The sequence below is a fragment of the Micromonospora craterilacus genome (assembly GCF_003236315.1).
In the GTDB taxonomy this organism is placed as follows: domain Bacteria; phylum Actinomycetota; class Actinomycetes; order Mycobacteriales; family Micromonosporaceae; genus Micromonospora; species Micromonospora craterilacus.
The window spans coordinates 1-383 of sequence record NZ_POTY01000606.1; the positions used below are offsets into that span (position 1 = coordinate 1).

1 protein-coding gene is annotated in these 383 nt (G+C 42.3%); it reads left to right on the forward strand.

Features of this window, described 5'->3' with window-relative positions; translation table 11 throughout:
* Positions 1 to 143: 143 nt before the first annotated feature.
* Positions 144 to 383, forward strand: a 240-nt coding sequence (locus C1I95_RS37575; protein WP_146605976.1) for an FAD-dependent oxidoreductase, incomplete at its 3' end; no start/stop codon positions are given.

Sequence of the window (383 nt, forward strand, 5' to 3'; positions counted from 1 at the left end):
GGGGCTGTTCAAGTTGGATCAGCAAATTATGGTAATCCACATGCTTGCCACGACATTATTCAAGGCTTAGTTCCAGCAATGGATCAATATCACTTTAACAACATTGCGGAGTTTAGCTCCGAGAAATAAGCGGAGGTTTAGTAGTGACTGAACGAGTAGAATTTAAACCAACAAGTATTAATGATTTAAGTAGCAAATATGATGTAATTATTATCGGAGCTGGGAGTACGGGTTTAACCAGTGCTCTAGAACTGACTGAGTTGGGCAAAAAAGTGGTTGTCCTAGAGAAGATGGAGAAGCCTGGTGGAAACTCTATGCGGGCATCTTCAGGGATGAACGCCGCTGAAACAGCAATCCAAAGGCATGAAGGGATTATCGATAGT